This is a genomic window from Dactylosporangium sp. NPDC005555, assembly GCF_040605635.1.
GTDB lineage: Bacteria > Actinomycetota > Actinomycetes > Mycobacteriales > Micromonosporaceae > Dactylosporangium.
Genome location: NZ_JBEXDG010000036.1, coordinates 1 through 25,864, shown reverse-complemented (window position 1 = coordinate 25,864; position 25,864 = coordinate 1). Strand labels below are relative to the sequence as shown.

The 25,864-nt window shown below is 73.4% G+C and carries 22 protein-coding genes and 1 pseudogene; 8 read left to right on the top strand and 15 right to left on the bottom strand.

Going from position 1 to position 25,864, the window contains the following annotated elements; all coding sequences use genetic code 11:
• Nucleotides 1-24: 24 nt before the first annotated feature.
• Together ABZS58_RS32580 and leuE are read left to right on the top strand one after the other, a co-directional pair.
• The gene (locus tag ABZS58_RS32580) at nucleotides 25-1,203 is read left to right on the top strand and encodes a bifunctional pyridoxamine 5'-phosphate oxidase family protein/GNAT family N-acetyltransferase (protein WP_354787081.1); all 1,179 of its coding nucleotides are present in this window, start codon (nucleotides 25-27) and stop codon (nucleotides 1,201-1,203) included.
• Nucleotides 1,203-1,847: a leucine efflux protein LeuE gene (gene leuE, locus ABZS58_RS32575; RefSeq protein WP_354787080.1), complete on the top strand. Its 645-nt coding sequence runs from the start codon at nucleotides 1,203-1,205 to the stop codon at nucleotides 1,845-1,847. Before ABZS58_RS32580 ends, leuE begins: the two co-directional genes overlap by 1 nt.
• A gap of 80 nt (nucleotides 1,848-1,927) precedes the next feature.
• Here the strand turns inward: leuE and ABZS58_RS32570 are convergent, their stop codons facing one another.
• Nucleotides 1,928-2,323: a hypothetical protein gene (locus ABZS58_RS32570; RefSeq protein ID WP_354787079.1), complete on the bottom strand. Its 396-nt coding sequence runs from the start codon at nucleotides 2,321-2,323 to the stop codon at nucleotides 1,928-1,930.
• Between the two features lie 130 nt (nucleotides 2,324-2,453).
• Between ABZS58_RS32570 and ABZS58_RS32565 the strand changes: the two genes are divergently transcribed.
• The gene (locus tag ABZS58_RS32565; protein ID WP_354787078.1) at nucleotides 2,454-7,616 is read left to right on the top strand and encodes a DEAD/DEAH box helicase; all 5,163 of its coding nucleotides are present in this window, start codon (nucleotides 2,454-2,456) and stop codon (nucleotides 7,614-7,616) included.
• Nucleotides 7,617-7,732: 116 nt separating this feature from the next.
• Nucleotides 7,733-8,230 (top strand): oxidoreductase, encoded by a 498-nt coding sequence (locus ABZS58_RS32560; RefSeq protein ID WP_354787077.1) that lies wholly within the window; start codon nucleotides 7,733-7,735, stop codon nucleotides 8,228-8,230.
• Between the two features lie 9 nt (nucleotides 8,231-8,239).
• Here ABZS58_RS32560 and ABZS58_RS32555 read toward each other — a convergent pair whose 3' ends face one another.
• The 4 genes from ABZS58_RS32555 to ABZS58_RS32540 form a co-directional block, all read right to left on the bottom strand.
• Nucleotides 8,240-8,932: a GNAT family N-acetyltransferase gene (locus tag ABZS58_RS32555; protein WP_354787076.1), complete on the bottom strand. Its 693-nt coding sequence runs from the start codon at nucleotides 8,930-8,932 to the stop codon at nucleotides 8,240-8,242.
• Nucleotides 8,933-9,126: 194 nt separating this feature from the next.
• Entirely contained in the window at nucleotides 9,127-10,323 is a 1,197-nt protein-coding gene (locus ABZS58_RS32550) for a cellulase family glycosylhydrolase (protein WP_354787075.1), read from the bottom strand.
• A gap of 28 nt (nucleotides 10,324-10,351) precedes the next feature.
• Nucleotides 10,352-11,194, bottom strand: coding sequence for an SAM-dependent methyltransferase (locus tag ABZS58_RS32545; protein WP_354787074.1), 843 nt, complete (start codon nucleotides 11,192-11,194; stop codon nucleotides 10,352-10,354).
• 96 nt (nucleotides 11,195-11,290) lie between these two features.
• Nucleotides 11,291-12,070, bottom strand: coding sequence for an SAM-dependent chlorinase/fluorinase (locus tag ABZS58_RS32540; protein ID WP_354787073.1), 780 nt, complete (start codon nucleotides 12,068-12,070; stop codon nucleotides 11,291-11,293).
• Between the two features lie 18 nt (nucleotides 12,071-12,088).
• On the opposite strand from ABZS58_RS32540, the gene ABZS58_RS32535 reads away from it, so the two are divergent.
• From ABZS58_RS32535 to ABZS58_RS32520, 4 genes are all read left to right on the top strand, one after another.
• The gene (locus ABZS58_RS32535; RefSeq protein WP_354787072.1) at nucleotides 12,089-13,024 is read left to right on the top strand and encodes an LLM class F420-dependent oxidoreductase; all 936 of its coding nucleotides are present in this window, start codon (nucleotides 12,089-12,091) and stop codon (nucleotides 13,022-13,024) included.
• Nucleotides 13,025-13,033: 9 nt separating this feature from the next.
• Complete coding sequence (locus ABZS58_RS32530; protein ID WP_354787071.1) at nucleotides 13,034-13,843, top strand: DNA-formamidopyrimidine glycosylase family protein; 810 nt, start codon at nucleotides 13,034-13,036, stop codon at nucleotides 13,841-13,843.
• 60 nt (nucleotides 13,844-13,903) lie between these two features.
• Nucleotides 13,904-14,410, top strand: coding sequence for a carbohydrate-binding protein (locus tag ABZS58_RS32525; protein WP_354787070.1), 507 nt, complete (start codon nucleotides 13,904-13,906; stop codon nucleotides 14,408-14,410).
• Between the two features lie 76 nt (nucleotides 14,411-14,486).
• Nucleotides 14,487-15,275 (top strand): hypothetical protein, encoded by a 789-nt coding sequence (locus ABZS58_RS32520; RefSeq protein ID WP_354787069.1) that lies wholly within the window; start codon nucleotides 14,487-14,489, stop codon nucleotides 15,273-15,275.
• Between the two features lie 276 nt (nucleotides 15,276-15,551).
• On the opposite strand, the gene ABZS58_RS32515 is transcribed toward ABZS58_RS32520, so the two are convergent.
• From ABZS58_RS32515 to ABZS58_RS32470, 10 genes and pseudogenes are all read right to left on the bottom strand, one after another.
• Complete coding sequence (locus ABZS58_RS32515) at nucleotides 15,552-16,304, bottom strand: hypothetical protein (protein ID WP_354787068.1); 753 nt, start codon at nucleotides 16,302-16,304, stop codon at nucleotides 15,552-15,554.
• 31 nt (nucleotides 16,305-16,335) lie between these two features.
• The gene (locus ABZS58_RS32510) at nucleotides 16,336-17,193 is read right to left on the bottom strand and encodes a PspA/IM30 family protein (protein WP_354787067.1); all 858 of its coding nucleotides are present in this window, start codon (nucleotides 17,191-17,193) and stop codon (nucleotides 16,336-16,338) included.
• A 156-nt stretch (nucleotides 17,194-17,349) separates the two neighbouring features.
• Nucleotides 17,350-18,147 (bottom strand): hypothetical protein, encoded by a 798-nt coding sequence (locus ABZS58_RS32505; protein WP_354787066.1) that lies wholly within the window; start codon nucleotides 18,145-18,147, stop codon nucleotides 17,350-17,352.
• A 14-nt stretch (nucleotides 18,148-18,161) separates the two neighbouring features.
• Nucleotides 18,162-19,943: a substrate-binding and VWA domain-containing protein gene (locus ABZS58_RS32500; protein WP_354787065.1), complete on the bottom strand. Its 1,782-nt coding sequence runs from the start codon at nucleotides 19,941-19,943 to the stop codon at nucleotides 18,162-18,164.
• Nucleotides 19,944-20,432: 489 nt separating this feature from the next.
• Nucleotides 20,433-20,867 (bottom strand): helix-turn-helix transcriptional regulator, encoded by a 435-nt coding sequence (locus ABZS58_RS32495; protein WP_354787064.1) that lies wholly within the window; start codon nucleotides 20,865-20,867, stop codon nucleotides 20,433-20,435.
• A 115-nt stretch (nucleotides 20,868-20,982) separates the two neighbouring features.
• A complete protein-coding gene (locus tag ABZS58_RS32490; RefSeq protein ID WP_354787063.1) occupies nucleotides 20,983-21,471 on the bottom strand; it encodes a CinA family protein in 489 nt (162 codons plus the stop codon).
• A gap of 345 nt (nucleotides 21,472-21,816) precedes the next feature.
• Nucleotides 21,817-22,377 (bottom strand): annotated as a pseudogene (gene pgsA / locus ABZS58_RS32485) (CDP-diacylglycerol--glycerol-3-phosphate 3-phosphatidyltransferase); the annotation flags it as partial.
• Nucleotides 22,374-23,822: a 30S ribosomal protein S12 methylthiotransferase RimO gene (gene rimO, locus ABZS58_RS32480; RefSeq protein ID WP_354787062.1), complete on the bottom strand. Its 1,449-nt coding sequence runs from the start codon at nucleotides 23,820-23,822 to the stop codon at nucleotides 22,374-22,376. The pseudogene pgsA and the gene rimO, both read right to left, overlap by 4 nt.
• A 29-nt stretch (nucleotides 23,823-23,851) precedes the next feature.
• Entirely contained in the window at nucleotides 23,852-24,295 is a 444-nt protein-coding gene (locus ABZS58_RS32475) for a DUF3291 domain-containing protein (protein WP_354787061.1), read from the bottom strand.
• Nucleotides 24,296-24,318: 23 nt separating this feature from the next.
• A complete protein-coding gene (locus ABZS58_RS32470) occupies nucleotides 24,319-25,698 on the bottom strand; it encodes an AEC family transporter (RefSeq protein WP_354787060.1) in 1,380 nt (459 codons plus the stop codon).
• Between the last annotated feature and the right edge of the window lie 166 nt (nucleotides 25,699-25,864).

Genomic DNA, 25,864 nt, shown 5'->3' with positions numbered 1-25,864 from the left:
ACACCACGGACGACGCCCAAACGGATGAGCGAGCGCGCGTCGTACGACGCCGAACTGGTGCACACCGTCCTCGACGAGGCCTATGTCTGTCATCTCGGGTTCGTCGTCGACGGCGAGCCGCGGGTGCTGCCGACCCTGCACGCGCGCGTCGGCGACACGGTCTACCTGCACGGATCGACCGGCAGCCGGCCGCTGCTCGCGGCGCGCGACGGCGGCCTGCCGATCTGCGTGACCGCGACGCTGATCGACGGCCTGGTCCTGGCCCGTTCCCAGTTCCACCACAGCGCCAACTACCGCTCGGTCGTCGCGCACGGCACCGCGCGCCTGGTCACGGACCCCGCCGAGCGGGAGCTGGCATTCGCGGCGCTGGTCGACAAGGTCGCGCCCGGCCGCGCCGCGGACAGCCGCCCGCCCGACGCGAAGGAGCTCGCGCAGACGGCGCTGCTGGCCCTGCCGTTGCGGGAGGTGTCGGCGAAGGTCCGCACGGGCGGCGTCAGCGACGATGAGCGCGACCTGCCCTTGTCGCATTGGGCAGGTGTGGTGCCGCTCAGGCTCGTCGCCGGGGTGCCGGAGCCGGCACCGGGCGTGCTGGTGCCGGTGCCCGCGTACCTTCGGCCTTCCGAGTCCGGCTGGCTGGGCGCGCCGACACTGCGTGGTCGGCATGTCGTGATCGAGCCGCTCGACGCGTCGCACGCGGCGGGCCTGTTCACGGCCCTGGACGACGCCGAGGTCTGGACGCATCTCACCGTCGCCCGGCCCGCCTCGGCCGGGGAGATGGCCGCGATCGTGGACGCCGCGATCAAGGACCAGACGCGCACGCCGTTCGTGCAGAAGGATCCGCGGACGGGAGAGATCCTCGGCAGCACCTCCTACTACGCGATCGACGAGGCCCGTCGCTCGATCGCGATCGGGCACACGATGCTCGGCCGCCCGCACTGGCGCACGGCGATCAACACCGAGTCGAAGCTGCTGCTCATGGCGCACGCGTTCGACACGCTCGGCGCGATCCGTCTCGAGTGGCACACCGACATCCGCAACGAGCGCTCCCAGAAGGCGATCGCCCGGCTCGGCGCCGAGCGCGAGGGCGTGCTGCGCGCGCACCGGCAGCGGCCCGACGGCAGCTGGCGCGACACGGTCTGCTTCGCGATGCTCGCCGGCGAGTGGCCCGCCGCGCGGGAGCGCCTGACTGCAGGGGTCCGCTGATGCTCGGCGTGACCAACCCCTGGACCTATCTGCTCGGCACCGCCGCCATCGTGCTGCTGCCCGGGCCGAACTCGCTGTATGTGCTGTCCGTGGCCGCCCGCCGCGGTGTCCGGGACGGGTATCGCGGCGCCGCCGGGGTCTGGCTCGGCGACGCGGTGCTCATGACGCTGTCCGCCGGGGGCGTGGCCTCGCTGCTGCACACGTATCCGTGGTTGTTCGTCCTGGTGAAGTACGCGGGAGCCGGCTACCTGGCGTATCTCGGCATCCGGCTGGTGGTCGACACGCTCCGGCGGCTGCGGGCGCCCGATTCGCCGGCGTCGGCGGAGCCGGAGGCGCCGGCGGACCGGCCGTTCCGGCGGGCGCTGGTGATCAGCCTGCTCAACCCGAAGGCGATCCTGTTCTTCGTGTCGTTCTTCATCCAGTTCGTCGACCCGGAGTATCCGTATCCGGCGGTGAGCTTCCTGCTGCTGGGCATCGTCGCCGAAGTGTTCAGCGCGATCTATCTGACCGTGCTGATCTTCGCGGGGCGGTATCTCGCGGAGCAGTTCCGGTCGCGACGCAAGCTGGCCGCAGGGCTGAGCACCACGGTCGGCGGGTTGTTCCTGGCGTTCAGCCTCAAGCTGGCGACGGCGAGCCTGTCGTAGCGTCAGCGCCGCGCAACGCATGGAGGGTCCCCCACTGGTTCATGGGGGACCCTCTTCGCTGCCCGGCCAGGCAAGTTCTCTCAGTGCTCCACGATCAGGTCCGCGCGCCCCAGGTCGCGGAGCAGGTCGTTGACGACGCGGTCGTCGTCGCCCTGGCGGCGGCGTTCGGCGGGGGCACGGCCGCCGGTCAGCAGCGCCAGGCGGGCGCCTCCGCCGGGGCGGGCCGGGCCGTCACCGGCGGCGCCGCGGTAGACGAAGTAGTGCACGGCGGCGCGCACGCGGGCCCGGTCGACCGCGCTCGACCTGGCGGTGTCGGCGATCAGCTGGCGCAGCGCGGCGGCCATCCGTTCGGCGTGCCCGACGTCCGCGGCGCCGCGCCCCGTGCGCAGGGCGGCGAGGTAGGCGTCCAGCTGGCGCAGCAGCACTTCCGACTCCTGGCGGACCGCCCGTTGAGCGATCGTGCGCTGTGCTGCCACCGGCTGCTCCTGTGTTCTGGGGATTGGCACACCTTAACCAAACTCCCCCATTCGTACAAATCGGACTAATCCTATCGGCGGCGTCGGCCGGTCCGGGGAAAGTGTCGTACCCCGGGGGCAGGATGGAGGCATGGATGAGCTGGGTCGATTCGGGGCGGCGACACGTGAGTGGTTCGGTGCGGCGTTCGCGGCGCCGACCGCCGCGCAGGCCGGGGCGTGGCAGGCGATCAGCGCCGGCCGGCACGCTCTCGTGGTCGCGCCGACCGGCTCCGGCAAGACCCTGGCGGCGTTCCTGTGGTCCCTCGACCAGCTGGCCGCCAAGCCCGACGTCGAGGCGGCGAAGCGTTGCCGGGTGCTGTATGTCAGCCCGCTGAAGGCCCTCGCGGTCGACGTCGAGCGCAACCTGCGGGCACCCCTGGCCGGCATCCGGCAGGCGGCCGCGCGGCTCGGCCAGGAGCCGCCCGACATCAAGGTCGGCATGCGCACCGGCGACACCCCCGCCGACGAGCGGAGGGCGTTCACCAGGACCCCGCCCGACATCCTGATCACCACCCCCGAGTCGCTCTATCTGCTGCTCACCTCGCAGGCCAGGGAGTCGCTGCGCAGCGTCGAGACGGTGATCGTCGACGAGGTCCACGCGGTCTGTGCGACCAAGCGCGGCGCGCACCTGGCACTGTCACTGGAGCGGCTCGACGCCCTGCTGGAGCGCCCTGCGCAGCGGGTCGGCCTGTCCGCGACCGTCCGCCCGATCGACGAGACCGCCAGGTTCCTCGGCGGGTCCGCGCCCGTCGAGGTCGTGCAGCCGCCGAGCGCCAAGACCATCGAGGTCGAGGTGCAGGTGCCCGTCGAGGACATGACCGCCCTCGGTGAGAGCGACCCGTCCCAGGACGACGACGGGGCGCCCCGGCAGGCCTCCATCTGGCCGGCCGTGGAGGAGCGGGTGCTCGACCTGATCGAGGGTCACCGCTCCACGATCGTGTTCACCAACTCGCGGCGCGGCGCCGAGCGGCTCTGCGCGAGGATCAATGAGCTGGCCGCCGCCCGCGCCGGCATTCCCACGCCGACGGCGCCGCGCACCCCGGCGGAGATGATGGCGCAGGCCGGCACCGCCAACGGCGCGGCGCCCGTCGTGGCCCGCGCCCACCACGGCAGCGTGTCCCGCGAGGAGCGCAAGCACATCGAGGAGGCACTCAAGTCGGGCCGGCTGCCGGCGGTGGTCGCCACCTCCAGCCTGGAGCTGGGCATCGACATGGGCTCCGTCGACCTCGTCGTGCAGATCGAGGCGCCGCCGAGCGTCGCCGCCGGCCTGCAGCGGGTCGGCCGGGCCGGGCACCAGGTCGGCGCCGTCTCCCGCGGCGTGGTGTTCCCGAAGCACCGCGGCGACCTCGTCTCCTGCGCCGTCGTCGCCGAGCGGATGGTCGAGGGCGGCATCGAGGAGTTGCGCTATCCGCGCAACCCGCTCGACGTCCTCGCCCAGCAGATCATCGCGATGGTCGCCATGGAGCCGTGGCACGTCGACGAGCTGGCGGCCCTGGTGCGCCGCACCGCCGTCTTCGCCGACCTGCCCGAGTCCGCGCTGTTCGCGGTGCTCGACATGCTCGCCGGGCGCTATCCGTCGACCGCGTTCGCCGAGCTGCGCCCGCGCGTCGTGTGGGACCGCACCGACGGGGTCCTCACCGGCCGGCCCGGCGCCCAGCGTCTCGCCGTCACCAGCGGCGGCACCATCCCCGACCGAGGCCTGTTCGGCGTGTTCCTGGCCGGGGCGGAGAAGGCCGCCCGCGTCGGCGAGCTCGACGAGGAGATGGTCTACGAGTCACGCGTCGGCGACGTGTTCCTGCTCGGCTCCACCTCGTGGCGCATCGAGGACATCACGCCCGACCGGGTGCTGGTCTCCCCCGCGCCGGGTGCCGCCGCGAAGATGCCGTTCTGGAAGGGTGACTCCCCCGGCCGCCCGGTCGAGCTGGGCCGCGCGATCGGCGCCCGGCTGCGCGGTTTCGTGAAGGCCGGCGACGAGACCGCCCACGCGCAGCTGCGCTCCGGCGGGCTCGACGAGTGGGCCGCCGACAACCTCCTGGCCTATCTGCGCGAGCAGCGTGAGGCGACCCGCCACCTGCCCGACGACCGCACCGTGCTGGTCGAGCGGTTCCGCGACGAACTCGGCGACTGGCGGATGACCGTCCACTGTGTCCTCGGCGCCAGGGTCAACGCGCCATGGGCGCTCGCGATCGCCCGCCGGCTCAACGAGCGCTACGGCGTCGACGCCCAGGTCATGCCCAGCGACGACGGCATCGTGGTCCGGCTACCCGACGTCGCCGACGAGCCGCCCGGCGCCGACCTGGTCGCGTTCGACCCCGACGAGATCGCCGGCATCGTCGAGGAGACCGTCGGCACGTCGGCGATGTTCGCCGCGAGGTTCCGCGAGTGCGCCGCCCGCGCGCTGCTCCTGCCCCGCCGCGACCCGCGCCGCCGCCAGCCGCTGTGGCAGCAGCGGCAGCGCTCCGCCCAGCTGCTCGACGTCGCCCGCGACTACGCCGACTTCCCGATCACGCTCGAAGCCGCCCGCGAGTGCCTGCAGGACGTCTTCGACGTCGCCGGGCTCGTCGGCGTCATGCGCGACATCGCCGGCCGCAAGCTCCGCCTCGTCGAGGTGGAGACGCCGCGGCCGTCGCCGTTCGCGCGGTCGCTGCTGTTCGGCTATGTCGGCGCCTTCCTCTATGAGGGCGACTCCCCGCTCGCCGAGCGGCGGGCCGCCGCGCTCGCCCTCGACCCGACGCTGCTCGCCGAGCTCCTCGGCCGGGTCGAGCTGCGCGAGCTGCTCGACCCCGAGGTCGTCACCGAGACCGAGCGGACCCTGCAGTGGCTCGGCGAGCAGCGCACCCCGCGCGACGCCGAGGACGTCGCCGAGATGCTCCGCGTCCTGGGCGACCTGTCCGACGCCGAGCTCACCGCCCGCGGCGCCGACCCCGCCTGGGCCGCCGAGCTCGGCGCGCAGCGCCGCGCGATCCAGGTCCGGGTCGCCGGCGAGCCGCGCTGGGCCACCGTCGAGGACGCGGCCCGCTTCCGTGACGCGCTCGGCGTGGCCCTGCCCGTCGGCCTGCCCACCGCCTATCTGGAGCCGGTCGCGGACCCGCTCGGCGACCTCGTCACCCGCTACGGGCGCACGCACGCCCCGTTCAGCGCGACGACCCTGGCGGCCCGCTTCGGCCTCGGTGTCTTCGTCGTCGAGCAGGCGCTGCGCCGCCTGCCGTCGATGGTCTCCGGCGAGTTCACGCCCGGCGGCGCCGGCTCCGAGTGGTGCGACGCGGAGATCCTGCGGCTGCTGCGCCGCCGGTCCCTGGCCGCGCTGCGCCGCGAGATCGAGCCCGTGCCGCCCCGCGCCCTGGCCCGTTTCCTCCCGCAGTGGCATCAGGTCGGCTCGTCCCGCGCCCGGGGCATCGACGCGGTCGCCGCCGCTGTCGAGCAGCTCCAGGGCATCCCGATGCCGGCGTCCGCGCTGGAGCGGCTGATCCTGCCCGCCCGCGTCGCCGACTACACGCCCGCCCATCTCGACGAGCTGTGCGCGTCGGGCGACCTGCTGTGGTCGGGCGGCGGCGCCATCGGCGAGCACGACGGGTGGATCAGCCTCGCCTTCGCGGACACCGCGCCGCTGCTCCTGCCGGCGTCGGCCGAGGTGGGCGGCCCGGTGCACGAGGCGATCCTCACGGCGCTCGCGGGCGGGCAGGCCCTGTTCCTGCGCACACTCGGCGAGCGGGTCAACGAGATCCTCGCCTCGGCTCCGCCCGCTGCGACACTTCCGCTCGAGCCGGGGTCCGCGGCAGCCGCCGCGGGAGGTCCGGCGCGGTCTCGCGGGGCGGGTTCGACGCCTCCGCCCACGATCGTCGCGTCGTCGTCGCTGCCGGTCTCCGGGCCGGTCTCCGGGCCGGTCTCCGGGCCGGTCTCCGGGTCGCCGGCCGTGCCGATGTCCGCGGCGGCGTTGACCGGTGAGAGCGGCACGGCGAGGAAGCCACGGGGTCGCGGGGGCGCTGACCGTTCGCCGGCAAACACATCGCCCACCCCTGGGACAGCATCAACTGCCACTGCGGATCATGCGGAGGACGGGGAGGTCGTGCCACCGCCGATCCCCGTTGCGAGGCTGCGGAGGGCCAAGGCGGTGCCGGGCTCCATCAGCGACACGCTGCGAGGCGTGGAGGCGTCGCTGCACACCGGCGCTGCGGATGCCGCCGCGACCGACCCGACGGGCACTGGCACCGGCACCGCAGGAGTCGGCGCTCCGGGCGTTGGCACGACAGGCACCCACCCCGCGGGGGTCGGGCCCGCGGGCATCGGGTCGGTGGGGGCCGGAGCCGCGGGCATCGGGTCGGCGGAGGCCGGGTCGGCGAGCGTCGGGGCGTCGGGCAGGGGTTCGGCGGGGTTCGTCAGTTTCGTCGGTGAGGCGGAGCTGCTCGACGCCGTGTGGGACCTGGTGTGGGCGGGCCTGTTGTCCAACGACACGCTCGGGCCGTTGCGGGCGAAGCTCGGTGGTGGTGGGGCGCACAAGGCGAAGACGGCCGCACCCCGGTCGCGGTATCGGCGGGCCGGGATCGCGGCGGCGCGGGCGTCCCTCGCGACCGGGCGGTCCGGGCCGCCGACGGGGGCGGGCCGGTGGCACCGGTTGCCGGACCGGGACCTCGACCCGACCCGGCGGGCGACGGCCAACGCCGAGCTGCTCCTTGACCGGCACGGGATCGTCACCCGTGGGGCGGTGATGGCCGAGGATCTGCCGGGGGCGTTCGCCGGGGTGTATCCGGTGCTCGCCGCCATGGAGGAACGCGGCGCCGCCCGGCGTGGCTACTTCGTCGAAGGGCTGGGGGCCGCGCAGTTCGCGCTGCCGGGCGCCGTCGACCGGTTGCGGGGCGGCACCGACAGCCGCGACGCGCTGGTGCTGGCCGCCACCGACCCGGCCAATCCGTATGGCGCCGCGTTGCCGTGGCCCGAGCGGGTCGTCGACGCCGGCGACGGGGAGCGTTCCGGTCACCGGCCGGGCCGCAAGGCGGGCGCGCTCGTCGTCACCGTGGGCGGCGACCTCGTCATCTACGTGGAGCGCGGCGGCAGGACCCTGCTGTCGTACGTCGAGGACACCGACCTGCTCGCCCTCGCCGCGAAAGCCCTCGCGGACGCCGTCCACGGCGGAGCGCTCGGCGCCATGTCGGTCGAACGCGCCGACGGCGAGTCCATCCACGCATCGGCACTCGGCGACGCGCTGTCCGCCGCCGGCTTCCGCACCACGCCGAAGGGACTCCGCCTACGGAACTGACACGCCATGTCAAGGGCGACACCACGACAAGGGGGATCCGCCCACGACGACGAAGCGCCGCCGCACGACTGGCATGCCGACGGCGAAGCCCGCCACGGGGACGAAGACCAGGGCGTATGAGCGACAGAGAGGAGGCCGGCGCGGTGATCGAGTCGGTGGACGGGCGGCGGGAGTCGCTGTTCGAGTATGCCGGTGGGGCGCCGGCGTTCCAGGCCCTGGCGGCGGCGTTGCATGAGCGGTGTCTGGCGGATCCGGTGCTCAACCATCCGTTCTCGCATCCGGGGCAGCATCCTGAGCACGTCGAGCGGCTCGGGATGTATCTGGCGGAGGTGTTCGGTGGGCCGCCCGTGTACTCGCAGACGTGCGGCACGCACTTCGGGGTGCTCGACCTGCACGCAGGGCAGGGTGCTGACGACGACCTCGGGGAGCGGTTCGTGCGGTGCTTCGTGCTCGCCTGCGACGACGCCGGACTGCCCGGCGATCCGGCGTTCCGCGGTGCGCTGCGGGACTACATGACCTGGGCGGCGGCGGACGTCATGCGGTATTCGCCGCCGGGGTCACGGGTGCCCGCCGGCGTACGGATGCCGCACTGGACCTGGGAGGGACCACGCTGAGCCGACCCGTCAACGGTGTTCGAGCTGGATGATCGCGTCGCCGTCGGCCAAGTGGGCGGTGCGGCCGGTCGGGGTGTAGCCGGCGGCGGCGTAGAGGCGCTGGGCTCGGGCGTTCGACTGGCGGGTCCACAGCGTCGTGCGGGTGTATCCGAGGGCGTGGACCGCTCGGAGGAGATGCCGGCCGTAACCCTGCGACCAGTGGGAGGGGTCGACGAACACCATCGACACGTGACCGTGGCCGGGGATGAGGTCGCCGGTGCCGTCGCCTGCGCGACCCGGCTCGACCAGGGCCATGCCGACCACCACCTCGGACCCGCCACCGGCCGCGACAGGCACGCCGCCAGCCGGGAGAGGCACCCCGCCAGCCGCAACAGGCACACCGCCGGCCGGGAGAGGCTCGCCGCCGGCCTCGACAGGCACGCCGCCGGACGGGAATGACGAGCCGTGAGCCGGGTGAGGCGCGCCGCCGGCCGGCCCGGGCTGACGGCCGAGCGCCGCATCGGGCTCACTGGATGCGGCACGCCCAGGTGCGGCGGCGGGCAACGTGGCGATCAGGACGTGGGCGTCAGGGGCGGCGAGCTTCTCCGTGATGCGGGTCCGGCGTTGCGGCGGGGGAGGGAGACCACGGGCGACGTTCGCCGCGTGCCAGACCTCGACCGCGGCGGGCAGGTCGCCCGGCAGCGCGGTGCGCACTTCGATCATGGTCACCATTGAAGCATCCGGCAGTGCAGCCGCGTCGCCATCGCAGCACCTGGCCAGGGCAACGACATCACCATCGCAGCACCTCGCAGGGCTGCGGCGTCACATCGCAGCACCTCGCAGGGCAGCCGCGTCACCATCGCAGCACCTGGCACGGTGGCGGGGTCACCATTGCAGCACCTGGCACGGTGGCGGGGTCACCATTGCAGCACCTGGCGGGTCAGTGGGGTCAGCTGCTGGCAGAGGGCGGGGTGGGGCCAGGTGACGTCGCGGAGCTCGTCGGCGTACGAGCTCCAGTACTGGCCGCTGCCGTCGTGGTCGAAGTAGGCGTGCGACTCGTACGCGAAACGGTGCAGCGGATCCCGGATCCAGGCGTGCGGGTGCATGAGGCCCCAGGACGGCGGGCCCATCGGCATGTAGCCGCTGACCAGCAGCGCGCGGCGGTCGCCGATGGCGCGCAGGGCGTCGACGGTCTGCTGGGCGGCGCGTTCCCAGAGCAGGGCACCGGCGCGGCCGTCGGCGGCGAGGCGGGTCGGTTCGTTGAGCAGGCCGAGGCCGATGACGGCGGGGTCGTCCGCGGCGGGGGACATGCGGCGCCAGAAGTCGGCGAGCGCGGTCGTCGGCAGGCCGGGGCCGCCGAGGCGCAGCAGGGTCTGCTGGTGTGGACCGCCGCCGAGGGCGAAGTCGCCGTACCCGTGCAGGTCCAGCACGACGAGGAGCCCGGCCGCGCGGGCGTGCGACAACGCGCGGCGGACCCGGGCGACCTCGGAGGAGGACAACGGCCCGAAGGGGACGGGCTGGAGGCGTTCCCAGTTGACGGCGAGCCGGATCAGTTTGACGCCCCGCGAGGCGAGGAACTCGTAGCTCGACGGCGTCTCGTAGGTGTAGTCGGCCCCGTACCGGCCGGGATTGGCGCTGCCGAAGCCGCCGTTGACCTCGGAGGTGGCGAAGGAGCCGGCGGCGAGGTTGACGCCGCGCAGGTAGCCGGCGGTGCTGGGGTGCCGCTCGACGACGTGCGCCTGCGGGCCGACGACGTCGACGTCCATGCCGTGCGCGACGGGACGGTAGACGGCCATCGGATAGTTCGCGGGCCAGGTGCCGGCGGCCCACGCGGTGACGGGCAGCCCGATCGTGTCGGCGGCGGAGTACCACGCCTCGGCGACCCCGGTCCACTGCGCGGCGTCGCGGTCGGCGGGCCAGCCCATCTCCCCGATGAAGCCGGTCGCGTCGTTGCGGCGCAGCCAGGCGGAGAAGTTGGCCAGCCCGGCGACGGCCCTGGCCTGCACGATGTCCGCCGTGCACACGGTCTGCGGCGGCCGGGGCCACGTCACCGGCACGAGCAGCGCCACCATCAGCAGCAGCACCATCGCCAGCGCCGGACCTTTGCGTGCCACGGCACGCCACTGCCCGGCGCTGCGCGGGTCACACCTTCCTTGCCACGCCCCCGTAGACGGAGACCTGGGTGTCTGTGACGTCGGGCGACACCTGCGCGTCGGGGCGCCACTTCGTGACCAGGGGCAGGCCGGGGTCGGCGAGCTCCAGGCCGGTGAAGAACCGGGCGATGTCGGCGTGCGGGCGGACCTGCATCGTCACGCCCTGCCGGGCGTAGATGGCGGCGACGTGCTCCCAGGCGACCGGGTCGAAGTCGCCGGTCAGGTGCGACAGCGCGAGGTAGCTGCCCTTCGGCAGGGCGTCGACGAGCTCCTGCACGATGGCATACGGCTCGTCGGCGTCACCCACGAAGTGCAGGATCGCGATGAGCAGCAGCCCGACGGGCTTGTCGAAGTCGATGACCTCGCGCAGCTGCGGCGAGTCGAGGATGCGCCGGACGTCGCGGAGGTCGGCGTCGATGTACTCGGTGCGCCCCTCCGGCTTGCTGGTGAGCAGGGCGCGGGCGTGGGCCAGGACGATCGGGTCGTTGTCGACGTAGACGATCCGGGAGTCCGGGGCGATCGCCTGGGCGACCTCGTGCACGTTGGGTGACGTCGGGATCCCGGTGCCGATGTCGAGGAACTGCCGGATGCCCGCCTCGCCGGCCAGGAACTCCACGGCCCGGCGGAGGAAGGCCCGGTTCTCCCGTGGGGGGATGCGGCTGTTGGGGTTGGCGCGCAGGCCGGCCTCGGCGGCGCCCCGGTCGGCGGGGAAGTTGTCCTTGCCGCCCAGCAGGAAGTCATAGACCCGGGCCGGGTGCGGCCGGTCCGTCTGCAGGTCGACCGGCTCATGGGTCTCGTCCGGCTTGGGCTTCATCCAGTCGGCGCCCGACATGTCCCACGCTCCGCCACACTTGATCTGATTGGACGCTCGGATCATATGCCCGGCATCACCCTCCGTCACTCCCCCGCACGTACCGCGGCCGCGACATCACGAGGGGTGCGTGACGGTGACGTGATCGCCGGCCCGGACCTGCAACACGTCGGCGGCACTGCCACCGTTGACGGCGACGGCGAGGTGGCCGGCGGAGTCGGTGAACACGACGAGCCCGCCGGGAGCCGCGTCGCCGAAGGTGCCACCGACCACCGCCGGCCGGCCGTTGATCTCCAACAGACGGTGATCGAGAAGCCCACCGTCGACACAAGCGAGCTGCAGGTTGCCGAAGCGGTCCACCGTCAGCACCTCGGCCGAGACACCGTCCGGCAGTGCGAGGAGATGCGGTGGCGCCAGTCGTACCAGAGCCGCAGCCTCGCTTCCGGCGGCCGGCAACCCGGCGCCCGAGGCGAGCCGCGCGGCCACCGGCGCGAAGACATCGCGACCGTGGAACGTGCGCGACACCTGCGGCGCGAACCAGGCCGTGTTCGTGAGATGGACTGCGTGCCGGATGCCGCCGAGGGCCTCCGCCGCCGGGATCAGCAGGCCGTTGTCCGGCCCGACGAGGAAGCCGCCGTCGACGGCCTCGATCGCGATCGGACGGCGGGCGGTGCCGACGCCCGGATCGACGACGGCGAGGTGCACGCCGCGCGGCAGCGACGGCACGGTCTGCGCGAGGACGTGCGCGCCGCGTGTGACGTCGCCGGGCGGCACGAGATGCGTCACGTCGATCACCCGGGCCGACGGGGCGAGGCGCGCGATCATGCCGTGGCAGGCGGCGACGAACCCGTCGTCGAGCCCGTAGTCGGTGGTGAACGAGATCCAAGCGGGGTCCATCGGGATAGTGTCTGACGCATGCGGCTCTGCGTCTTCATCGAACCCCAGCTCGGCGCGACGTACGAGGACCAGCTGGCCTTCGCCCAGCGGGCCGAGCGGCTCGGGTTCGAGGGCTTCTTCCGCTCCGACCACTACATGGCGACCCGCGGCGGCGCGCCCGGACCGACCGACTCGTGGGTGACGCTCGGCGCGCTCGCCCGCGAGACGTCGACGATCCGGCTCGGCACGCTCGTGTCCTCGGCGACGTTCCGCTACCCCGGGCCCCTGGCCGTCGCGGTGGCGCAGGTCGACGCGATGAGTGGCGGCAGGGTCGAGCTGGGGCTGGGCACCGGCTGGTACGACCGCGAACACGCCGCGTACGGCATCCCGTTCCCGCCCGTCGGCGAGCGGTTCAGCCGGCTCGAGGAGCAGCTGGAGATCCTGACCGGGCTGTGGTCGACGCCGGAGGGCGACACGTTCAGCTACGAGGGCCGCCACTACGACCTCGTCGGCTCGCCCGCGCTGCCGAAGCCCGCGCAGCGCCCCGGACCGCCGATCATCATCGGCGGCAAGGGGCTCAAGCGGACGCCGAGGCTGGCCGCGCGGTTCGCCGACGAGTTCAACGTGCCGTTCTCGTCCCTGGCCGAGACCGGCACGTCCTACGACCGGGTCGTCGCGGAGATCGAGGCCGAGGGGCGCGACGGACGGGCGCCGATCGTGTTCTCGTTCGCGCAGACCGTCGTGTGCGGCGCGACCGAGGCCGACGTCCGGCGCCGGGCCGAGGCGGTCGGGCTCGACCCCAACGGACCGCCGGCGTCCGGCGGGCAGCTCTACGGCACCCCCGCGCGGATCGCGGAGCAGCTGTCCGACTTCGTGAAGGCCGGCGCGTCGCGCGCGTTCCTCCAGGTCCTCGACCTTCACGACCTCGATCAGCTGGACCTGCTCGCCGAGGAAATGGCCCCGTTGCTCCCATAAGGTGGGACAGTGCCCGAAGGCGACACCGTCTGGAACACCGCCCGCGTGCTCGACACCCTCACAGGCCACGAGCTGACCCGCAGCGACTTCCGGGTGCCGAAGCTCGCGACCACGGACCTGTCCGGCTGGCAGGTCGCGGAGTCCGGCAGCCACGGCAAGCACCTGCTGCTCCGGCTCACCCGCGAGCCCGGCCGCGCCTTCACGCTGCATTCGCATCTGCGGATGGACGGCGCCTGGCGGACGTACCGCCCGGGCGAACGCTGGACCGGCCGCCCCGCGCACCTGATCCGGGTCGCGCTGCACGCGGAGCCGGCCGTCGCCGTCGGCTTCCACCTGCACGAGCTCGCGCTGGTGCCGACCGCCGAGGAGCACCGGCTGATCGGCCACCTCGGCCCGGACCTGATGGGCGACGGCTGGGACCCGGCCGAGGCGGTCGCCCGGCTCGCCGCCAGACCCGACCGGCACATCGCCGACGCCCTGCTCGACCAGCGCAACCTCGCCGGCATCGGCAACCTGTACAAGGCGGAGGTCCTGTTCCTGCGCGGCGTCAACCCGTGGACCGAGGTCGGCGCGGTGCCGGACCTGCCCGCGATGGTCGACCTCGCGCACCGGCTGCTCAACTCCAACCGCGGCCGGTGGACGCAGACGACGACCGGTTCGCTGCGCCGCGGGGAGACCAACTGGGTGTTCGAGCGCTCCGGCCGAGGTTGCCGCAGGTGTGGTACGACCATCGAACGCTGGACCGGCGGCGACCATGACCGGATCACCTACTGGTGCCCGCACTGCCAGCCGGTTGTCGAGGCGCCAGCTGGCCCGTAGGCTGCGAACCCGCTGGTCACCGCGCTTTCGCGGCGGTACGGGGCGAGGGAGAAAGCGGACGTGCAGGGACTTCACCGGCTCGGCGCCACGGACCGGACGCTGCTGTGGGGCACCGCGGCGCTGATCGCGTTCACGCTCGGTGCCGTCACCGTCGCACGATCCAGCGGCGGGTCGGGCGTGGGCGGCACCGACGAGGCGCGGCTCTGCTACAACTCGGCGGGCGTCGGCTCCGCGTGCCTGCCGTCGGCCCCCGCGGAGTTCGAGCCGGTCGCGGTCCCCTCCCCGACGGCATCGCCGGCTCCCCCCGCCGCTCCCCCTGCCTCATCCCCGGCCGCGGCACCGCCGCCGCCTCCGTCGCGTTCCGTGGCCGTGGTCAAGCCGCCTGTGACCACCGGGCCGCCGGCGCCCAAGAAGACCGGGCCCGCCGCCTGGGCCGCCGGCGTCGCATACGGGGCCGGGGTGCAGGTGACGTACCAGGGCCGCGTCTATGCCTGCGTGCAGCCGCACACGTCGCAGAGCGACTGGTCGCCGGTCTCCGCGCCCGCGCTGTGGGGCCGGGTGTCGTGAGGTTTACGCCCGCGCACTGATCGTTGCGGGCACGCTGTAGGGTCGTGGGCGTGACACTGGGTGTGGTGTTGTACCGGTGGATCACCGGCTGAGCCGGCGGGGCCTGTTCGTCGGCTCGGCGGCCGCGTTTCTGGCTTCCGCGCTCGGCGCCTGCGACGGGACCCCGCTCATCACGCCGAGCCCGACGCCGACGCTGCGACCGCCCGACGGCACGCCGCTCGCCGTCTGGGAGCTGACCGGCGGTCCCGTCGGCACGGCGATGCTCGCGCTGCGGGCACCCCGGCTGGTCGTCTTCGGTGACGGTGACGCGATCGCCGACGCCGCGTACCGGTCCCGGCTGGACCCCGACCAGTTGCAGAGCCTCGCCTCCGGCCTGGTCACCGACCTCGGCTCGGACGACGCGAAGAAGCCGCGCAGCGCCGCCCCCGCGGCCGCCGGCGCACCGGTGACGAAGGTGACCGCGTGGTCGCCGACGGGCACGCTCACGTTCACCGCCGAGGGGCTCGACGAGCTCAAGCCGGACCACGTCTACGCCGATGTCCTCTACGACGCCCGCGACCGCCTAGCCGCGGTGCACAAGTCGGTGGCGGCGACGGCCCAGCCGTACCTGGCGGACCGGGTCAGGCTGGTCGCCATGCCGGTCGACGGCGAGCCGGCCACGGCCAGCGACTGGCCGGTCGACGTGACGCTGCCGGCGGCCGACGCGGGCGGGCTGCGCAAGGCGGACCTGTCCGGCGACGCCGCCCGGGCGGTGGTCCGGACGCTGACCCGCGACCTGGACCAGCGCGGCGCGTGGCCCGCCTACCAGACCACGGCGGGCGAAACGGTCCGAGCCAGCTGGCGCTACCTGCTGCCCTACGAGTAGCGCGAGACCGGCCCGCGGATCGCGGCGGCACAAAGCCGCGCCGCGCGGTCAGGCGGCGGTCGGGCGCGGCACGGTGCACAGGTCCGGCAGCGCCGTCGCGTCCATGAGGCTGCCGGGCAGCCGCGCCGCGGACAGCAGCTCCGCGGCCGCGCGGTCAGGCGGTGGTCGGGCGTGACACGGTGCGCAGGTCCCGCACCGCCGCAGCGCCGTCGCGTCCGCGAGGCTACCGGGCAAGCCATGCCGCGGACAGCAGCGAGCAGATCCGGCGCGGCGGCGTCAGGCGGTGGTCGGGCGCGGCACGGTGCGCAGGTCCGACAGCGCCTCGGCGACGCCCTTCAGGAACGCCGTCGCGTCCGCGAGGTTGCCGATCGTGGCGCTGTCCTCCGCGACGCACCCCGCCGCCGCCGTGACGAACTGCTCGTACGCCGTGACGCCCTGCTCCAGCTGCGCCGCCAGGACCGCGTGCGCGGGGCGCAGCGACTCCCCCGCCGCGCCGAGGCCCATGGCCCGCTCGACCGAGGCGGTCCGCTGGGCGAGGTCCCGCAACGACTGCTCGGCGAGGGTCGCGTCGAGCACCGCCGCCTCCGCGTGCGGGCCGAGCCGCCCGATCAGCCCGGAGAGCATCGTCGAGGCCCGGTCGAGGCGCCGCCACGGCTCGGCGACGGTGAGGCCGCGCAGCTTGAACGAGTCGCGCTGCCGGCCGAACTCGGCGATCGCGGTGCGCCCGGCGGGCATGCGGGCGACGATGCCGACGAGCTTCTCCTTGGCCTGGGCGCCGATCACGGCCGGGTCGGGCTCGGGCGGCACGGGCAGCGCCCGGAAGGCGCGCAGGTCGATCCACCGCCAGATGGCGATCGCGATCGAGCCGCCGGCCCCCGCGGCCCAGAACGCGTCGGGCAGCCCGAGGCCGCTGTACGGCACGAGGACCGCGGTGGCGCCGGTGAGCAGCCCGGCCCGCACGGACCAGCCACGCGCGGAGCGGTGCAGCTTCCGCAGTCGCTTCAGGTGCTTCGTCCGGTCCGACGCCATGGCCCTCGCTCTCCCTCCAGAAGTCGCACCGTCAGCTCGCGCTGGCGGCGTCCCCCGCCTGCTTGTCCTTGCTCAGCCCGGCCCGGATCTCGTCGAGACGGGCGACGCTCGCGTCCTTCGGGCCGGCGGCCGTCGCAGCGGGTGTGCCGGGCGCGGCGGCGAGCTGCTCGCCGGCCATGCTCGCGCGGATCTGGTCCAGCCGGGAGCTGCCGGCCATGTCGAGCGTGGTGCGCTGGACCTCCAGCATCCGGCCCTCGACGGAGTTGGAGGCGAGCTCGGCGCGGCCCATCGCGTTGGCGTAGCGGCGCTCGATCTTCTCGCGCACCTCGTCCAGCGACGGCGTGTTGCCGGGGGCGGCGAGGCCGCTCATCGACTCCAGGGACTTCGCGACGGTCTCCTGCATCTTGGCCTGCTCGAGCTGGCTGAGCAGCTTGGTGCGCTCGGCGAGGCGCTGCTGCAGCAGCATCGCGTTGTTCTCGACCGCGCGGCGGGCCTGCGCGGCCGCGTTGAGGGACTGGTCGTGCAGGGTCTTCATGTCTTCCATGCCCTGCTCGGCCGCGACGAGCTGGGTGGCGAAGATCTGCGCGGTCTGCTCGTATTCGACGGCCTTCGCCTCGTTGCCCTCGGCGCGGGTCTTGTCGGCGAGCAGGAGCGCCTGCCGGGCGGAGCCCTGCAGCTTTTCGACCTCGCCCATCTGCCGGGACAGCCGCATCTCGAGTTGCCGCTGGTTGCCGATCACGGCCGCGGCCTGCTGCACCAGGGCCTGGTGCTGCCGCTGCGCGTCCTCGATCGCCTGCTGGATCTGCACCTTCGGATCGGCGTGCTCGTCGATCTTGGCGCCGAAGAGCGCCATCAGGTATTTCCAGCCCTTAACGGCGGGATTCGCCATCTCGCGGTCCTCTCTGCGCCAGCACTACGAAGGTGCGGCTTCCATCGTGTCAGGCGAGCGCTAGAGCGTCACGCCCGATGGGTGGTCAAACAGGGGAAGAAACCGGTCATATAGGTATAAGCTACTCGCACCTCAGGGTGATCTCAGGGATGCGCACTACTGCGCCTGCCCGCCGGCCAGGGTCGTCCGCGACAGCCGCTCCGCCTCGGCCAGGCCCTGCCGCAGCCCCTCCAGGTCCCCGGTGAGCTCGGCCACCTTCACCGCGGTCAGCGACGCACCGCCGTCCGACGTCGCGTGCAGCGCGAGCAGCTCCGCCATCCGTGCGACGAGGCCTTCGAGACCCAGTACCGCCGCCTGCATCCGAGCCAGGAGCATCTCGCGGGCGTCGTGCAGCCGCCGGGCCACGTCGAGCTGGTCGGTCACCGCGCGCAGCGCCCGCTCCCGCTCGGCCCGCAGCGGCCCCGGCGCCAGGCCGTGCAGTCCGTGGCGCAGCTGCGCCCGGTCGTGCTGGAGTCGCGCGAGGTCGATGCCGGCCGCCGTCCGCTCGATCACCGTGACCTGACCGGCGAGCTTGGCGAGATCGTCGAGCGCCTCGGCCGCCTGGCCGTCGACACCGGCGACCTGTGCCCGCAGGCCGGCGTCGGCCGGGCTCTCCGATTGCCGGTGCAGCGTGTGTACGGCCACCCGCGCCCTCTGCGACCACCGGTCGGCGTCGCCGCCGCGGGAGGGGGTGGGCAGGCCGGGCACCGTGAGTTGCCGCGTGGGCGTGCGGTCGGTGAGCGCGCCGAGCCCGACGCGGATGCCGTAGACGGCCGCGGCGACGGCGAGGCCCACCGGCACGCCGGCCAGCAGCCCGGCCGGGGCAAGGGCGGCGGCGACGGCACCGCCCATGCCGCCCAGCACGCCGGCCGCGACGAGCCCCCACGGCTCGGTCAGCTGCTCCCTCGCACCCACTCGCGCTCCCGGGGTCAGAAGTTGCTCAGGACGTTGGTGAGCACCTTGTCGATGGTGGTCGGGTCGCTCGCGTCGTACGCCGCGGCCCGCGACGCCGCCGAGATCCGCTGCAGGACGCCGAGGTCTGCCTGGCCGCCGTACGCGATGGTGAACACGCGCACCGGGATCTCCTTCTCGGCGGTGTCGACGTCCCGCACCAGCGCGGCCAGGTCGCTGTCCTTGGCGTATTCGTTCTTGCCGTCGGTCAGCACCACCACGGCGTTGATCCGGGAAGGGTCCGCCGAGGCCGCGAGCTTCTGCTGTGCCGCGCGGGTCGTGGCGTACAGGGCGGTCCCGCCCTCGGCACTCAGCCCCTTGACGACCTGCTCGATCTTCGCCCGGTTCGCCGACAGCGCGCCGACGTCGACCCTCGACGTGTACGGCGTCGCCGCCCCGCCGACCTCGGTCGAGAACGTCCACAGCCCGACCTCGTCGTCCGGCGCGAGCAGCCCCAGCGCCTGCAACGCCGCCGACTTCGCCAGCTCCAGGCGGGACTGGTTGTTGCTGCCGGCACCGTTGTTCATCGAGCCGGACACGTCCAGCACCAGCAGCACCCTGGCCCGCTTGCGCTGCGAGTCCCAGGTCTTGAGCGCCTTGTCCAGCACCACGGGCGACGGCGGGTCGATCACCGTGAACGCCGCGTCCGGCAGCAGCCCGTTGGCCCTGCTCAGTCCCGCGCCGCCCTTGCCCTCGTACGTGCGGAACGCCGCGTCCGTGAACCGCCGCTGCCGCTCGGGGTCCCGCACGTACTTCAGGAAGTCCTCGGCGGCGGCCTTCTGCTCGTCGCTGGCGGTGCTCAGCACGACGAACGGGTGGTCCGACAGGAGCGTGCCCTCCTTCGGGTACACCGCGACCAGCGGCACCCGAGGCTTCGCGCCCTTGCCCACGAGGGCCGGGTCACCGGTCGGGTTGCCCTGGTTGAAGTCGTAGACCGACTTCTCCTCGATCGCGACGGCGCTGATGTAGCTGAGCCCGCGCCCGGCCTGGTCGGCGGCCGCGAGGTTGGCCAGGAACGTCAGCGTGGTGTCGCCGTAGTGCACCACGCCCGACTCGACCGACCGGACGTACTGCAGCACCTTCGGGTCGGCGAGGTCCTTCTCGGTCAGGTCCGTCGAGCGGCCGGTCGCGGCGAAGTACGCGCCGACGGTCGCGTTCAGCCCGGACGTGGAGAAGTGCGGGTTGGTCTTGCCGAGTTTGAACCGGCCCCACTCCGGGTGGCCCTTGGAGCCCCAGCCCTGCGGGTCGTTGCTCAGCCCCAGCACGTCCGACCAGCCGATCGGCTTGTCCGGCCAGCCCAGCGCCTCGGCCATCGGCTTGGGCAGGGCGAGCACCAGCGGCGACTGCGCCACCGTCGGGATCTTCCCGTCCGGCACCAGGCCGCCCTTGTCCGTCGCGGACAGCCGCTGCCGCAGCAGCTCCACCCACGACGAGGACGCGGGCGTCCACACCTGCGGGACCGGCCCGTCCCGGCCCTCGTTCCAGCCCGCCGCCAAGGCGTCGAGGGCCGCGCCGGACGCCTTCGACGTCACGTTCGGGTCGGCGCACTTCCCGCCGAACCGCCGGTCGGCCCGGATGTACTCGTCGGCCATCTGCCCCAGCAGCGCCGCCTTCTCGCTCGACGCGCTGATCTCGAGCGGGACGCAGCCCTCGCGCCGCTGCGCCGGCCGCCCGTCCGGATCGCCGCCGCCGCTGTCCCGGTTGGCGAGCACGATGTACACGCCGAGGATCGCGAGGATCCCGACCACGATCGCGATCACGATCGGGAGGGGACTGCGTCGCCGGGGCGGAGCGGGGAAGGTCACGGGTCGCCTCCACGAGGTTGATCACGCCGTCCGGCGTGCGACCAGTGTGGCAGGTGCGCTCCACGCCACCCGCCCACCTGCTCCTCCGCAAGCCACCGCCCGGCCATGCGGGCCGGACGGAGGCTCTTGCACCAGCGACGGTGGCGCTGGTTCCAAAACCCACAACGGGCTGAGCTGTTCTCATGATCCCGAACGTTCCGGTAGCCCTGGAGCCTGTTGCGTTTTGGCGGAAAACTGTCTCGTCGACGGTCGTCGCGACCCTCGACGGCTACCGATCGGCCGCGACCGGCTCGCACAGCCGTGTTTTTCTCAGCACGGAACGTGAGACGGCCATTTCGCAACAGGCTCCCTGGCCACATGTCCGGCGACGGCATGCGGCGGCGAGCTTGCGGTCACGCAGCGACCATGTCCGGTCCGGCGCGCATGTCGCGCGGGGTCGGGGGGTCAGGCGGCGTAGACGACTTCCCGCGGGTTGCGCGTGGCGCGCAGCGTCGTGCGGAGCGGGCCGTCGTGGCGAACCGCGACAGACAGCTTGGCGTCGACGCTGACCTTGGACTTCGGCGCCCCGCGACTGCCGAGCCGGGCGTCCGGCGCGGGCTCCGGCACGGCGGATTCCGACGCGGAGTCGGGCGCACCCACCGGGACGAGCACGCGTGGCAGGTCCTCGGCCGTGGCGAGCGTGTCGCTCACATCGCGCAGCACCTCGGACAACGCGGCCCCGAGCGCCTCACAGATGGCGGCCAGCAGTTCGCTGGACGCCTCCTTCTGCCCGCGCTCGATCTCGGACAGATAGCCGAGACTGACGTTGGCGGCGGTCGACACCTCGCGCAGGGTCCGGTGCTGGGCCTGCCGCCGCGCACGCAGCGCGTCACCGATCACTCGACGAAGCAGCACCTTGGCACCCCCTCTGAGGCAGTCCGCGAATGGCTTGCCCGCGAAAACTGGTACCCGCCACGGTACCTGGTGCGGCGCCGATCGACACCCTACCCCGCCGTTATCGCGAGGTGATGGTGATCGCGAGCCGCTCGGCGAGGAGCGCGACGGCCGCGTCGACGGCCCCGGAACGCACCTGCGGGCGGTCACCCGGGAGGGTGAGCTCGCGGACCGCGGCATGCTCGGGAAGGGGTCCGGCGACGGCGACGTAGACCCGGCCGACGGGCTGGCCACCCTGCGGATCGGGGCCCGCGACCCCGGTCGTGGCGGCGGCCCAGTCGGCCCCGCAGCGCTCCCGGGCCCCGCCGGCCATGGCGGCCGCGACGGACGGATCGACGGGTCCGTGTGCGTTCAGCAGCGGCGTCGGTACGTCCAGCAACGCCGCCTTCAAATCGGTCGCATACGCGACGACGCCGCCGCGGAACACCGCGCTCGCTCCTGCCACCGCGACGAATTCGGCGGCGAGGAGCCCGCCGGTGAGCGATTCGGCGACGGCGAGCGACTCACCCCGGGACTGCAGGGTGGCGAGGACGTCCGCCGCCGCGGTCATGCCGCCACCTCCGCTACGCTCCGGCGCCGGCCTGACCCAAACACTGAGCCGATGATGACCGGCCCTCCGCTACGCTCCGGCCCGGTCATGCCGCCACCTCCGCTACGCTCCGGCGCCGGCCTGACCCAAACACTGAGCCGATGATGACCGGCCCTCCGCTGCGCTCCGGCCCGGTCATGCGACGGGCTCGTCCGCGGTGGGGGCGACGGCGGGCGCCGCGACCGGGGCGCTGAGCATCGTGTCCTGCGCCGACAGGCGGTCGGCGTCGCCGAAACCGTCCTGACCGCCACCGGCGGCACCGGCGGCACCGGCGGCACCGGCGGGACCAGGGGCGCGCCGGCGCAGGGAGTCGCGGCGCACCCGGTACGCCCGCAGCACATAGTCGAGTCCGGTGACGACGGTCACGATGAGCGCGCCGGCCATGAGCCACGGACCGACCGCGGCGAGCCAGTCGGGCAGCGGCGTGAGATACCACCCGATCGCGAGGATCTGCAGGGCCGTCTTCGCCTTGCCGCCCCGGCTCGCGGGGATGACGCCGTGCCGGATCACCCAGAAGCGCAGGGCGGTGACCCCCCACTCGCGCACGAGGATGAGGATGGTCACCCACCAGGGCAGCCGGTCGTACAGCGACAGCAGGACCAGCGCCGCGCCGGTGAGGGCCTTGTCGGCGATCGGGTCCATGACCTTGCCGAACGAGGTGACCAGGTTGTGGGTGCGCGCGATCCATCCGTCGACGTAGTCCGTCGCCGACGCGACCACGAAGGTGATGCCCGCCGCGAGCTGCCAGCCGGTGTCGGTCATCCGGCCCGCGACGACGAAGACGACGAAGACCGGGACGAGCACCATCCGCACGACGGTCAGGACGTTGGCCGCGTTGAGGAGGGGGACGGGCTTCACCACCGTCATGAGTCCGCCGGACTGATCATCTCGATCGGGACGGCGACCAGGTCGACGCCGACGCTGTCGACGACCTTGGCCCGGACCAGGTCGCCGGGGCGCAGCCGGAACGGGTCGAGCCCGTCGCCGTCGACGAGGGTGGTCGAGCCGTCGACCTCGGGCGCCTGGTGCGCGGCGCGGCCCTCGACCGAGTCGTCGAGCTGGTAGTCGACGAGGACGTCGACGTGCGAGCCGATCCGGTCGGACGCCCGCTGCGCGCAGAGCTCCTCGGCGAGGGCGCTCATCCAGTCGTACCGCTTCTTGATGTCGCTCTCGGACACCTTGCCTGGCAGGTCGGCGGCCTCGGTGCCGTCCTCGTCGCTGTAGTCGAACACGCCGACGGCGTCGAGGCGGGCCTCGGTGAGGAAGCGGGCCAGCTCGTCGACGTCCTCGCGGGTCTCGCCGGGGAAGCCGACGATCACGTTGCTGCGCGCGCCGGCGTCGGGGTCGAGCCTGCGGACCGACTCGAGCAGCTCCAGGAAGCGCTCGGTCGAGCCGAAGCGCCGCATCCGCCGCAGCACGGGCTCGCTGGAGTGCTGGAACGACAGGTCGAAGTAGGGCGCGACGCCCGGCGTGGTGGCGATCGCCTCGACCAGGCCGGGGCGGGTCTCGGCCGGCTGGAGGTAGGACACCCGGACCCGGACGATCCCGCTGACGGCCGCGAGCTGCGGCAGAAGACGCTCCAGCAGGCGCGGGTCACCGAGGTCCTTGCCGTACGACGTCGAGTTCTCGCTCACGAGCACGAGCTCCCGGACGCCGGTGGACGCGAGCCACTCGGCCTCCGCGAGGATCTCGTCGGGGGTCCGGGACACGAACGCGCCGCGGAACGACGGGATCGCGCAGAATGTGCACCGCCGGTCACAGCCGCTGGCCAGCTTCAGCGGCGCGACCGGCCCCTTCTCCAGGCGCTGCCGCATCACGCCGCGCAGGTGCGCCGGCAGGTGGCTCGCGGCATGTCCCGGCACGACCACGTCGGCCGTCGCCGCCTGCTGCCTGGCGACCGGGGTCAGCGGGAGCAGGGTGCGCCGGTCGCGGGGTGCGTGCGACGCGATCGTCTCGCCGGCGAGGATCGCGTCGAGACGCGCCGCCATGTCCGGATAGTGGTCGAAGCCGAGCACCGCGTGCGCCTCGGGCAGCTCCCCGGCGAGCTGCTCGCCGTAGCGCTCGGCGAGGCATCCCGTCGCCACGACCTTGGCGCCGGTGTCGGCCGCCGCGAGCAGCGTGTCGATCGAGTCCTGCTTCGCCTTGGCGACGAACCCGCAGGTGTTGACGACGACCACGTCCGCGTCGGTGCCGTCGGTGGTGACCGCCCAGCCGCCGGCCGCGAGCCGGGCCGCCAGCTCCTCGGAGTCCACCTCGTTGCGGGCGCAGCCGAGGGTGAGCAGGGCGACGCGACGCTCAGCGTTGGTGGGCATGTTGTCGAGGGTACCGGGCGGACCGGGGCTCAGGCTGCGGGGAAGGGGTCGCGGAACGTGAACGCATCGGGTGACGGCCCGTCGCGCCGCAGCAGCTCCAGCCGCTGCCCCGCCTCGCCCACCGTGGGAACGTGCCCGGCCGGGATCCACCAGTTCACGGCGTACACGTCCCCGAGTGGCACGAACCACTCCCGGCGCCGTCGCAGCACGTCGAGGTGACCGCTGCGGAACGTGAAGTCGCGCAGCGCGTCGAGGCTCTCCCACACCGACAGGTTGACCATCAGGTCGTCCCCGAACGGCCGCAGTGACGTCGCGTCGGCGCCGCTGTCGTCCACGAGCCGCCAGACGAACCCGGGCCACCCGTCGGCGAGGGCGTTGATGCGGTCCAGGTCGCCGTAGAAGCCGGCCATGCGGGGATCGTCCTTGGGCCCGACGGTCCGCCCGACGTTGAGCTGCGCGAGGTGTGAGGTCATGCCGGGCATTCTAAAACTAGTCGTCATTGTTTTTGGTACCGCTGAACGGCCACACAGCATCCGTCCGGCCGGGGGTCGATGCTCACGCGGTTGCCGAGGGCCCCTTCCAGCAGCGCGAGGTTGGCCCCGCACACGAGCGCCGCGTGGGTCCGCGCCACGCCGTCGAACGGGCAGTTCCGCAGCCGCCACACGTCGCCGTCCTCGTACGGCTCGTACCCCAGGCTCTTGAGCAGCGCCTCGTCGTCTTCCGGGGCGCTGCGCGCCAGCAGGGCTCCCCGCCGGCGGGCCGCCTCGTAGAGGACCGGCTCGATCCCCGCCTCCTCGACGGCGTCGGCGAGGACGGTGGCCAGGGTCCGGTAGTCCCGCGGCGGCAGGCTCAGCCCGTGCTCGGTGGCGGCCCTTCTGTACAGCTTCGACGGCCGCCCCGAGCCGGGCCCGCTGCGCCCGTTGACCCGCGCGAACGACACCTCGACGAGCCCCGCCTCAGCCAGCCAGTCCAGGTGGTGCGCCGCGAGGTTCCGTCCGATGCCCAGCGCGTCCGCGACCCCGTTCCGGCTGACCGGCGCCCCGGCACCGGCCACGTGCTCGTACACGGCCCGGCGCTGCGGCTCGGCGAGCGCGGCGATCGCTGCGGCATCCACCCGACCAACTATCCCAGCAGGGCCGCCGTCACCGTCAGGGTCACCATGGACACCGCTGTCGAGGCGACGACAGCGTCCCGTGGGAAGCGGCCGTCGACACCGTACGATCTGGTCGGGGGCGTCGGTGCGTACCAGCGACAACCCCAGAGCGACGAGCGCCGACGGCACGGCCGCGTCGCCCAGCAGGGTGACCACCCCGGCCGGCAGCGGCGGCAGGTCCACCCCCGCGGCGCCGAGCAGCACCCCGGTCACACATGCCAGCATGACCGGGCTGCGCAGCGGCACCGTGGCCAGCCGCCGCCACCGCCCTGCCCCCTGCTCGTGCCGGGCGAGGTCGAGCGTGCCCAGGATCACCGGCGTCAGGATCGTCGTCTGGATCAGCAGGACCACCGCGATGAACGACGCGTCCCCGAGCACCTGCACCGCCACGGGGATCCCGAGGTTGCCCGCGTTGACGTACCCGGCCGCCATGCCGGCGATGGCCTGCTCCCCCAGCGGCCGGCGGAACATCCACCGGGCGACACCGATGCCGGCCGCACCGACCACGACCGTCGCCCCCACGAACGCGGCGATCCCTCCGCCCGCGAGCCCGGTGATCGGCTGCCTGGTCAGCGTGTCGAGCAGCGCCGCCGGCATCGCCACGTAGAACACGAACCGCCCGAGCACGTCGACCGCACCGAACCCGAGGACACCCGTCCGCCCGGCCACGTACCCGACGACCGTGAGCGCCCAGATCGGCACGAACGCCGCTAACACGCCCACACCGGACAATCCCGGGCAGCCTGTGGCAGTCGTCGTCGCTCTGGATGATCCGGAAGACTTTGTGTCGTCATAGCACAATGCCGGTGAGTTAAGCGTTCAGGGTGATGGATGGGGCTGGATGGTGACTGTGAAGGTTGCTGTCCAGCTTCGTTGTTTGCGGCCGGGT

What these genes read in the sequence shown, in the direction of transcription:
- ABZS58_RS32580 (WP_354787081.1), top strand. Translation starts at nt 25, where the DNA reads ATGAGCGAGCGCGCGTCGTACGACGCCGAACTGGTGCACACCGTCCTC.
- leuE (WP_354787080.1), top strand. Translation starts at nt 1,203, where the DNA reads ATGCTCGGCGTGACCAACCCCTGGACCTATCTGCTCGGCACCGCCGCC.
- ABZS58_RS32565 (WP_354787078.1), top strand. Translation starts at nt 2,454, where the DNA reads ATGGATGAGCTGGGTCGATTCGGGGCGGCGACACGTGAGTGGTTCGGT.
- ABZS58_RS32560 (WP_354787077.1), top strand. Translation starts at nt 7,733, where the DNA reads ATGAGCGACAGAGAGGAGGCCGGCGCGGTGATCGAGTCGGTGGACGGG.
- ABZS58_RS32555 (WP_354787076.1), bottom strand. Translation starts at nt 8,932, where the DNA reads ATGATCGAAGTGCGCACCGCGCTGCCGGGCGACCTGCCCGCCGCGGTC.
- ABZS58_RS32545 (WP_354787074.1), bottom strand. Translation starts at nt 11,194, where the DNA reads ATGTCGGGCGCCGACTGGATGAAGCCCAAGCCGGACGAGACCCATGAG.
- ABZS58_RS32540 (WP_354787073.1), bottom strand. Translation starts at nt 12,070, where the DNA reads ATGGACCCCGCTTGGATCTCGTTCACCACCGACTACGGGCTCGACGAC.
- ABZS58_RS32535 (WP_354787072.1), top strand. Translation starts at nt 12,089, where the DNA reads ATGCGGCTCTGCGTCTTCATCGAACCCCAGCTCGGCGCGACGTACGAG.
- ABZS58_RS32515 (WP_354787068.1), bottom strand. Translation starts at nt 16,304, where the DNA reads ATGGCGTCGGACCGGACGAAGCACCTGAAGCGACTGCGGAAGCTGCAC.
- ABZS58_RS32510 (WP_354787067.1), bottom strand. Translation starts at nt 17,193, where the DNA reads ATGGCGAATCCCGCCGTTAAGGGCTGGAAATACCTGATGGCGCTCTTC.
- ABZS58_RS32490 (WP_354787063.1), bottom strand. Translation starts at nt 21,471, where the DNA reads ATGACCGCGGCGGCGGACGTCCTCGCCACCCTGCAGTCCCGGGGTGAG.
- rimO (WP_354787062.1), bottom strand. Translation starts at nt 23,822, where the DNA reads ATGCCCACCAACGCTGAGCGTCGCGTCGCCCTGCTCACCCTCGGCTGC.
- ABZS58_RS32475 (WP_354787061.1), bottom strand. Translation starts at nt 24,295, where the DNA reads ATGACCTCACACCTCGCGCAGCTCAACGTCGGGCGGACCGTCGGGCCC.